Below are 9087 nucleotides of genomic sequence, written 5' to 3'. Positions count from 1 at the left end.
CCTTCTCTGTAATACGTGAGCGATTACAGAATGGTACGTACAAAAGGCTGTCTGCGGCGGTAGCGGCAGCGATGGGAGAATAGAACTATTTCAACTTACATAAAAAAAGCCAACTTAAATATTTAGGTTGGCTTTTTTAATTTTGGACGTTTTTTGAAATTTGGCCCCTTGGGTCCGTTTAAAGTTCCTTTTTGTAAGTCCTTCTTCTCTTGTATATTTTTGGGTCGAAATGTTTCCATAATTGGCGAATGGCCACGTTTTCCTCCAATTCTGGTGTCCTAACACATTTTTCTATTCCCTTGGCCTTAAAAGTCTTGTAATACTCATTGAACATTACTGCTGTAACACCTTTATTCTGGTATTCCGGAAGTACCCCTATTAAATAAAAATATAACCTCTTTGCTGTTCTTTTTCGCGCTGAGCAAATGAAATATGCCGAATGGGAATAATTTTCCCTTCGCTTTTTGCAAGGCCTTGGAAAATGAAGGCATTACTATTCCGAACGCTATCAATTGTCATCCTTATCCAATATAAATTTGATATACTCGGGATTTATAAAACTGATGTATTTTTTCTTGAAATAATCCTTTTGAATATCGGTGATACGGACAAAAGAAGAGAGGGAGGAATAGGTCTCGTTAAAAAGGTCGAACATCTGATCTACCCAAGGCATTACATCCTTGGTTTTAGTAAAGTTCAATTCCTTTACGCCATATCTTTTTCGTACCAGTTCGTTTGCCTTTTGAAAGAATTTGGGCTCCGCATTGCTAAAGGGGAATTTATTTTCCATGTATTCCTTTTCCTTAACAAACCCAAAGCGTTCAAAATGATCAACATAGTAAGGATGGTTGTACCAGGTAATCATGGTGCTATCTCATCAAACCCTTCGGTTAGGACACCTACTTTGTCCAGATTGGAAAAACCTACAGGCCCTTCCATGTAGGACAACTTGTGTTCCTTTCCTATTTCGGACACCTTATTGAGCAGCGCCTCTGAAACTTCATAGTCATCCACAAAATCGAACCAACCAAAACGCATTTTTTACCTGCTGTTGGTCCACTTCCAATCTATTGATAATGGCTACGACCCTACCTACAATTTTATTGTCCCTATAGGCCATATAAAACCAGGCATCGGCATCCTTAAAAACAGGATTTTTACTTTTGTCAAAAGACTCCAGCTCGTCATTTATGATAGGAGGGACCCAGTAGGGGAGCCCTTGTAAAGTGTAAAAGGAAATTTAACGAAATCCTTAAGTTCCGATTTTGTTTTTGCTTCTTTCAGAGTAACCATACCATGTTTCTTGTATGGTTCAATATTAGCAATATTAATCTATAGGAAAAAGGACAAAAGTTATTTTGTTAGAAATCAATTTCAGAATCGTCCCTATTCTTTTCCTTTTTTTTAGTTTCCGTAGTTGTTTTTTGGTAGGCCCCAAATCGATATCCTCTGCACCGGTACCTTTATTTTTTCCTTTTTCTTTTTCTTCATGGCGTTCTTGTTGATGGGGCCGCCATTTTCTCCCGCCTTTTGATCTTCAATGGCCTTCACCTTGTCCCTGTGCATATCTACCCTATAGGAGAATCCCATTGTGGCAAAGATCCTGCTGGGCGTATTTTTAAAACTGGCGCCCAAGTTCATATCCACCTGCATATTTTCACCCAATAAATGTGCTACGCCACCTCTAAGGAGCGCGTCCGAGTACCGATCACTTTTTATTCCTTGGTTTTCCACAAAGACACTCCATTTGGGATCTCTAAAGGCATGGGATAAGGATACCGTGTAGTTCCATTCCGGGAAATCAGAGCCCAATCTGTCATATGCAATATTGGAAATAAGTACAAATCGGGGAGTAAGCCTGCTTTGGGTAGCAACCATTACCCTCGGGGAGACTGTGGGGTCGCCACGGTAAAAGGGATTGTCGCCCAATACAAAATTGGCACCTGCGTAGACCGATACTGCAGGGATTAGGTTTTTTAGCTTAAAACCATAGTTGGCCTTCCAGCTGTAAAGATTGGGTTTATTATTTCGGGATTCTTAAAAGGATCGTAGACTAAAAATTTTAAACCTATTCTGTTTCTGGAAAAATCGGTGTTCTTAATTTCTACCCCTGTGTTGGTATATGTTTTATTTTGATTGTCGAAAGTGCCTTCATAATTCAGTTCCAAGGTTTCGAAAAGAAGGCCGTAACGCAATGACAGATCAGCTCCTAAAATATTGGATTCGGTAGCTAACCTAGTGTGGTCCTGTTGTTCATAGCCAATGCCAAATTCGGCCTGTAAAACATTTGTACCTATAGCATAAGCGCTTACGGAAAGTCCAGGCCTGTTAGAGTTGATGACATCGGTGTACTGTGAAAAAGCGACCAACGGAATGGTGAAAATTCCAAATATTAGTATTTTCATAAGGCGTTTCTTGGAAACATTATACTCCATAGGTACTATTTTATTATTATTTTAAGACTTTTGCACTATTAATACAACGTTAGAATTGTACTTTTGATATAAAATTTGTCAACTAATTATGGGTTTTTTAAAAACGATACTAATTGTACTCTTAGTATACTATTTGCTTAAAATTCTGGCGAAATGGTTTGCTCCTAAACTGTTTAGGTATGCCGCAAAAAAGACCGAGGAACATTTTAAGGAACAGTTTGAAGGTTTTGCAGGTCAGCAACCACAGGAGGAAGAGCAAATTGGCGACGTTATAATTGATAAAAAAACGACCAAGAAAAAGAACAGCTCAAAAAATGTTGGAGAATACATAGATTTTGAGGAAATTGAATAACCATTTACCACAACCAAACATGAGAAACGGTCTAAGTGCCTTTTTTATCCATTTTTTTGTAACCGTATTTTTTGTAATTGTAGCATTGGCCTATTTCCATCCCGTACTTCAGGGGAAGGTAATTGAGCAATCGGATATTGTTCAATTTACGGGAATGGCCAAGGAACAAAACGATTTTAGGAAGAAAACAGGGGGGAGCCGTACTGGACCAATGGCGCCTTCGGCGGAATGCCCACTTATCAATTGGGAGCTTATTATCCTCATGATTATGTGAAAAAGTTGGATCGGATTATCCGGTTTTTACCTAGGCCAGCAGATTATCTTTTTATATATCTTATCGGGTTTTATATCTTGTTATCCTGTCTCAAGGTAGATTACAAGTTGGCGGTATTGGGTGCACTGGCCTTTGGTTTTTCTACCTATATGATCATTATTTTGGGGTAGGTCACAATGCAAAGGCACATGCCATTGGTTATATGCCAATGCTCTTGGGGGGGATTATTTTGGTTTTTAGGAAGAAATACCTTTGGGGGTTCCTACTAACGGCTATTGCCATGGCCTTGGAAGTGGGGGCCAACCATTACCAAATGACCTACTATTTATGTTACTCATACTTATTCTTGGGGTTGTATATCTAGTGGATGCCATAAAGAAAAAGAAATTGAAGCATTTTGGTATATCGGTCGGAATCCTAATTTTGGCGGTGTTTCTGGGAATAGCAGCAAATGCCACTAGTCTAATGGCTACCAAGGAATATGCGGATTGGAGTACAAGAGGAAAATCGGACCTTACCATTACGGCCAACGGAGAGCCTAAAGAAAGTGGTACCGGTCTGGATCGGGAATATATTACCCAATATAGTTACGGGATTGTAGAATCCTTGAATTTATTTGTTCCAAGACTTTTCGGCGGTTCCGGTGGCGAGGATCTTGGGGCCGATTCCAAGACCTATACCTTTTTGACCGAGAATGGTATATCCAGGACCAAAGCATTGGATTTCACCAGTTCCTTGCCACTTTACTGGGGAGACCAGCCTATTGTTGCCGCCCCTGCCTATATTGGGCCGTGGTGTTTTTTCTCTTTGTCCTAGGGCTATTTTTGGTAAAGGGAAAAGCAAAATGGTGGCTTTTGGGAGGTACTATAATGGCCCTCCTTCTTTCATGGGGCAAAAATTTTGGCCTCCTTACGGATGTAATGATCGATTATTTTCCGTTGTACAATAAATTTAGGGCGGTGTCATCCATTCAGGTAATTCTGGAACTCTGTGTTCCTGTTTTGGCCATCCTCGCTTTGGTACAACTTTTTGACCCCAAAGAGGATACTTCCAAGAAACTAAAGGATTTAAAATTAACCCTATTCATTACTTTGGGAATCGGAGTGCTTCTTTTTCTGGTGAAGGGAATGTTCAGCTTTACTGGACAGAGCGATGAAACCTATCGCCAGTATTATGGTGATGATATTGTTTCCTTGATTGTTGCGGATCGTAAGGCCGTTTACAATACAGATATTTTAAGGTCACTGATCTTTGTAGCCTTGGCAGCCTTGGTTATTTGGTTTTATTTGAAAAATAAATTCAAGCAAAATTTGGTGATTGTTCTATTGGGGGTACTGGTAATGTTCGATTTGATAGGGGTTGCAAAGCGCTATGTAAATGAAGACGATTTTGTGGCCCAAAGAAGAATGCTGGAACCTTTTCAGGAAACTGATATGGACCGACAGATAGCTCAGGACACTACTGTTTTTAGGGTATACGATCCATCGGAAATTGGCGGGGGAGGCCGTACGGCTTATTTCCATCAATCTATTTGGGGGTATCATGCTGCTAAACCAGCGGGGATCCAGGAATTGTTCGATTTTCATATTTCCAAGAATAACGTTAGGGTTTTGAGTATGTTGAACGTTAAATATGTGGTGCAGCAGGATGAAGAGGGTAGGACCTATCCCGCATTAAATCCTGATGCTAATGGCAATGCATGGTTTATTGACGAGTTGGTGCCTGTGTTTAATGCCAATGACGAAATAATGGCATTGAATACCTTGGATTTAAAGCATAAGGCGGTTTTTAATAAATCGAAGTTTGAAAATATAAAAGATCTTAATTTTAGGACAGATTCTACAGCTTCCATAAAGTTGGTTGAATACAAACCTAACCATTTAACCTACAGTTCCAATAATACCAATCCTGGAATTGCCGTATTTTCCGAAATGTACTATCCACATGGTTGGAACGCCTATATTGATGGTAATCTAAAGGAACATTTTGAAGTGAATTATGTGTTGAGGGCCTTGGAGGTACCTGCAGGAAATCATAAAATTGAGTTTAAGTTTGAGCCAAGCCTTATTAAGGTTGGAGGCAACATAACTATGGCAAGCTCCATAATCTTGGTCTTGGTGTTCTTTTTTGGAATTGGCCATGCTTTTTGGGCCTCTAGGAAAAAACCAACGGCTTAATGCAGAAGGTACTCATCATCACTTATTATTGGCCTCCGGCAGGTGGACCTGGAGTACAGCGATGGTTGAAATTTGTGAAATACCTCAGGGATTTTGAAATAGAACCCACTGTATATTCCGGAAAACCCCAATTATCCTATAATTGACGCATCTTTAACGGGTGAAATACCGGCAGGAATAAAAGTATATAAAAAGCCCATATATGAACCCTATGGCTTTGCCCGAATATTTTCCAAAAAAAAGACCAAAAAGATAAGCGCTGGAATAATCAATTCCAAAAATCAATCTGTTGTAGAAAAAATGTTGTTATGGATACGGGGAAATCTGTTTATTCCCGATGCCAGAAAATTTTGGATAAAACCTTCGGTTGATTTTTTACACGATGTCATTAAATTGGAAAACATAGGAACCGTTATAACTACAGGACCCCCACATAGCTTGCATCTTATTGGCCTTGAACTAAAGAAACGCACTAAAATTAGGTGGATAACGGATTTTCGGGATCCCTGGACCTCGATCGGCTATCATAAAAAATTGAAACTGACCAATGCTTCCCAAGCCAAGCACAAAAAGCTGGAGCACTTGGTACTGAATGAGGCCGACAAAATAATTGTGACCAGCAATACCACAAGACTGGAGTTTTCCCATATAACCCAAAAACCGATTACTGTTATTACCAATGGTTATGATACAAGCCTTGGCATTTCCGTGGCTTTGGATGTTGATTTTACCATTTCCCATATTGGATCCCTGCTTACGGGGAGAAACCCCCTGAATCTTTGGAAAGCGCTATCAGAATTAATTCAGGAATACCCCGATTTCAAAAAATGTTTCAAATTGCAATTGGCAGGCGTTATTAGTTCGGATGTTTTGGAAAGTATTTATTTTTATGGTCTTCAATCCTATACCAAATTATTGGGCTATATTTCGCACGATGAGGCTTTACAATATCAAAAAAAGTCCCAAGTGCTGTTGTTGATAGAGATAGATTCTGAAGAGACCCAGGGTATTATTCCGGGAAAAGTATTTGAGTATATGGCGTCCAAAAGACCTATCTTGGGTATAGGCCCAACCAATTGGGAAGTCGGGGAACTTATTGCCAAATCCAATACAGGTAAGACCTATACGTATCCACAGTTGGATGAATTGAAAAGTACGCTGCTGCAATGGTTTCAAGAATATAAAAAAGAGCAATTGACTTTGCCTTTGGCAGAGGTAGACCAATATCACAGAAGGGAATTAACGGCAAAGCTGTCCAAGTATTTAGCATGGGAATAGTCTTAAAACAATCATTGAACAATACTTTGATTACCTATAGTGGCTTTGCCATAGGGGCATTGAACCTCCTTTTTCTATATACACGGTTTTTATCGGATGAATATTTTGGCTTGGTCAATGTAATACTGTCAGCATCTTCCGTTTTAATGCCGATATTGGCATTTGGGATTCCAAATACCTTGGTCAAGTATTATTCAGGTTTTCAGGAACGCAATGGGAAGGATGGTTTTTTGACCCTAATGGTATTCTTACCGCTAACTTATTGTACCTTTGGGGCTATTTCCTACTTGGCCAATGAGACCATTGGTAATTTTTTATCCAAGGAGAACCCAATAGTAAAGGGGTATGTGTGGCATATTTTCATTATTGGTGTGGCAATGGCCTATTTTGAGGTGTTTTATGCTTGGGCCAAGGTGCAGATGAAGTCGGTTTTTGGGAATTTCATGAAGGAGGTATTTAGCAGAATAGTGATATCAGTGCTACTTTTAATGGTTTATTGGGACGTGATTTCCGTACTTACGTTTCTCAATGCCATGGTTGGGATGTATATCCTTAGAACCCTTATAATGCAGGCCTATGCCTTAAGATCGCTTCGTTTAAAGCTGAATTTTAGTTTTCCTGCCAACACCCGCGAAATTCTTACTTATAGTACCCTGATTATTTTGGGTGGATCTGCCGCAATAGTTTTGTTAGAGGTAGACAAGGTAATGATCAATCAATTTATAGAAATTAAAAATGTAGCCTATTACAGTGTTGCCGGGTATATTGCAACCGTCATTGCCGTTCCATCCAGGTCCATGCACAACATTACCTATCCCTTAACTGCGGAAATACTTCATAAAAAGGATATCACGGCTCTTAAAACATTATATCAAAAGAGCTCGCTCACCTTATTTATAGTATCCGGGCTCATCTTTATTTTGATTGTTTTAAATCTAAATGACCTCTACAATTTGTTGCCCGAATCCTATCGTAGTGGGTATGTAATTGTTTTCATTATTGGGTTTGCCAGAGTTTATGATGCCTTGTTGGGCAATAACAATGCTATAATGTACAATTCGGATTTTTATAGGGCGTTGCTCCTTATGGGGGTTGCCTTGGCCATTCTCACCATTTTGTTGAACCTATGGTTGATTCCTAAATATGGTTTGGATGGTGCGGCCATAGCTAGTTTTATGGCTTTTTTTATTTACAATTCTATAAAATTGGGGTTCGTTAAATGGAAGTTTGGTATTCAACCCATAACAAAGGAGACTTTAAGGTTATATTTCTTCTGTTGGCATTATCGACCATTTTTTACTTTGTATCCTTTCCTTTCCACCCTGTGCTCAACATTGCCCTAAAGAGTTTTCTAATTCTGCTTTGTTATATTTTTGTTTTATATCGCTTTAAAATATCCTCAGATGTATCTGGGCCATCTCATTTTATTTGGGAAAGTTGGGCGGTAGAAAATAGGTGAGAGTCAGTTGTCCCGGCACAGATACTTTATTCATTGGACAGGAAGTTGTGGTTAACATTCAGACTTATGAGATTGGGAGCATTCAAAACTCCTTTATAAAGTAAAACCCCGCAGGAACGAATTCGCTACGGGGCTAAACAACTAACCAACCTAAAAACTATTTTTAATTACTTCTAGAACTTCTTCCTCTTGTGGAAGCTGTTGAAATTTTTCTTGCACTACCACTATTGGAGGATCTTGCCACCGTTCTTTTTACACTGCTTTTTGACTGTATATTTGGTCGTTTTACAGTAGTATTCCTTACAGATGAACCACTATTACTTCTACTTGAAGAACTTCTACTTATCGAAGTATTTCTTGGACTTCTGTTCACTTCCTTTTTACCGTTGTCCTGGTATTACCGGAAGGTCTGGATACCACTGTTTTGCTCCTTGTTACAGAACTTCCGCTGCCATTACTACTCCTTGTAGTGGTTTTCTATTTACGGTTCTTTGAACATTACCCTTATCATTTTGGCGAATCGAAGAACTTCTGGAAACCGATTTGTCATTTCTAGAACTGGGAGAACTGCTCCTTACTGTGGTACTTCTCTTTACGGTAGCGTTTCCATTGCTACGTTGAGTGGTAGATCTTGAAACATTATTGTCTCTGCCATTAACATTGTTGCTTCTGGATGTTGTACTTCTAGAAACAGTATTGCTATTTCTATAACCATCATTTCTACTTGTTACAGAACGGTTGGATCGCAGGTTACTGTTGTTTCTGTAACCATTATCCCTAACGGCAACTCTTTTGTCGTTTCTGTAAATGGTACTTCTCTTATGGTGATGCCCTTTATTGTATTTGTAATGGTGGCCTATTTTAGCATATGCTTTCCTGTAATTGTGATGATATGGTCTATAATAGGTGTATCTCACAGGTTCGTAATATCTTCTGTATGGGCTGCCGAATACCAGACCAAAGCCTATGGCCGGTCTTACAAAATAGCTGTGGAAAGGGCTGTACACATAATGTCTGTTGTAGATATTGATGAATCCCCTATGATGGCTGTAAAGTCCACGGTTATTATAGTATACATAAAGACCACCAACTCTGGATACCCTACCACTATT

At 39.3% G+C, this 9087-nt stretch carries 5 protein-coding genes and 4 pseudogenes; 4 read left to right on the top strand and 5 right to left on the bottom strand.

Annotated features, from left to right (window positions below):
• Positions 1-178: 178 nt before the first annotated feature.
• From U735_RS24545 to U735_RS26130, 3 genes and pseudogenes are all read right to left on the bottom strand, one after another.
• Positions 179-1293: pseudogene (locus U735_RS24545) on the bottom strand (GTP cyclohydrolase).
• 111 nt (positions 1294-1404) lie between these two features.
• Positions 1405-1968: a transporter gene (locus U735_RS26135; protein WP_316933015.1), complete on the bottom strand. Its 564-nt coding sequence runs from the start codon at positions 1966-1968 to the stop codon at positions 1405-1407.
• A gap of 8 nt (positions 1969-1976) precedes the next feature.
• Complete coding sequence (locus tag U735_RS26130) at positions 1977-2405, bottom strand: transporter (protein ID WP_316933014.1); 429 nt, start codon at positions 2403-2405, stop codon at positions 1977-1979.
• Positions 2406-2523: 118 nt separating this feature from the next.
• Here U735_RS26130 and U735_RS0110085 point away from each other — a divergent pair, with 118 nt between their 5' ends.
• The 4 genes and pseudogenes from U735_RS0110085 to U735_RS24525 all read left to right on the top strand — a co-directional run bounded on the left by U735_RS0110085 (position 2524) and on the right by U735_RS24525 (position 7859).
• Positions 2524-2787, top strand: coding sequence for a DUF4834 family protein (locus U735_RS0110085; RefSeq protein ID WP_031443707.1), 264 nt, complete (start codon positions 2524-2526; stop codon positions 2785-2787).
• 19 nt (positions 2788-2806) lie between these two features.
• Positions 2807-5238: pseudogene (locus U735_RS24535) on the top strand (YfhO family protein).
• Positions 5238-6516, top strand: a pseudogene (locus U735_RS24530) (glycosyltransferase family 4 protein). Before U735_RS24535 ends, U735_RS24530 begins: the two co-directional pseudogenes overlap by 1 nt.
• On the top strand, positions 6507-7859 hold the full coding sequence (locus tag U735_RS24525; protein WP_316933013.1) for a lipopolysaccharide biosynthesis protein: 1353 nt from the start codon (positions 6507-6509) through the stop codon (positions 7857-7859). The pseudogene U735_RS24530 and the gene U735_RS24525 overlap by 10 nt, the downstream one beginning before the upstream one ends.
• A gap of 279 nt (positions 7860-8138) precedes the next feature.
• On the opposite strand, the gene U735_RS25730 is transcribed toward U735_RS24525, so the two are convergent.
• Positions 8139-8348 (bottom strand): hypothetical protein, encoded by a 210-nt coding sequence (locus U735_RS25730; RefSeq protein WP_198036638.1) that lies wholly within the window; start codon positions 8346-8348, stop codon positions 8139-8141.
• 61 nt (positions 8349-8409) lie between these two features.
• Positions 8410-9087, bottom strand: a pseudogene (locus tag U735_RS25725) (hypothetical protein); the annotation flags it as partial.

The organism is Arenibacter algicola (assembly GCF_000733925.1).
GTDB lineage: Bacteria > Bacteroidota > Bacteroidia > Flavobacteriales > Flavobacteriaceae > Arenibacter > Arenibacter algicola.
Note: the sequence above shows the minus strand (reverse complement) of the source record. Positions and strands in the feature narration are given on the sequence as shown.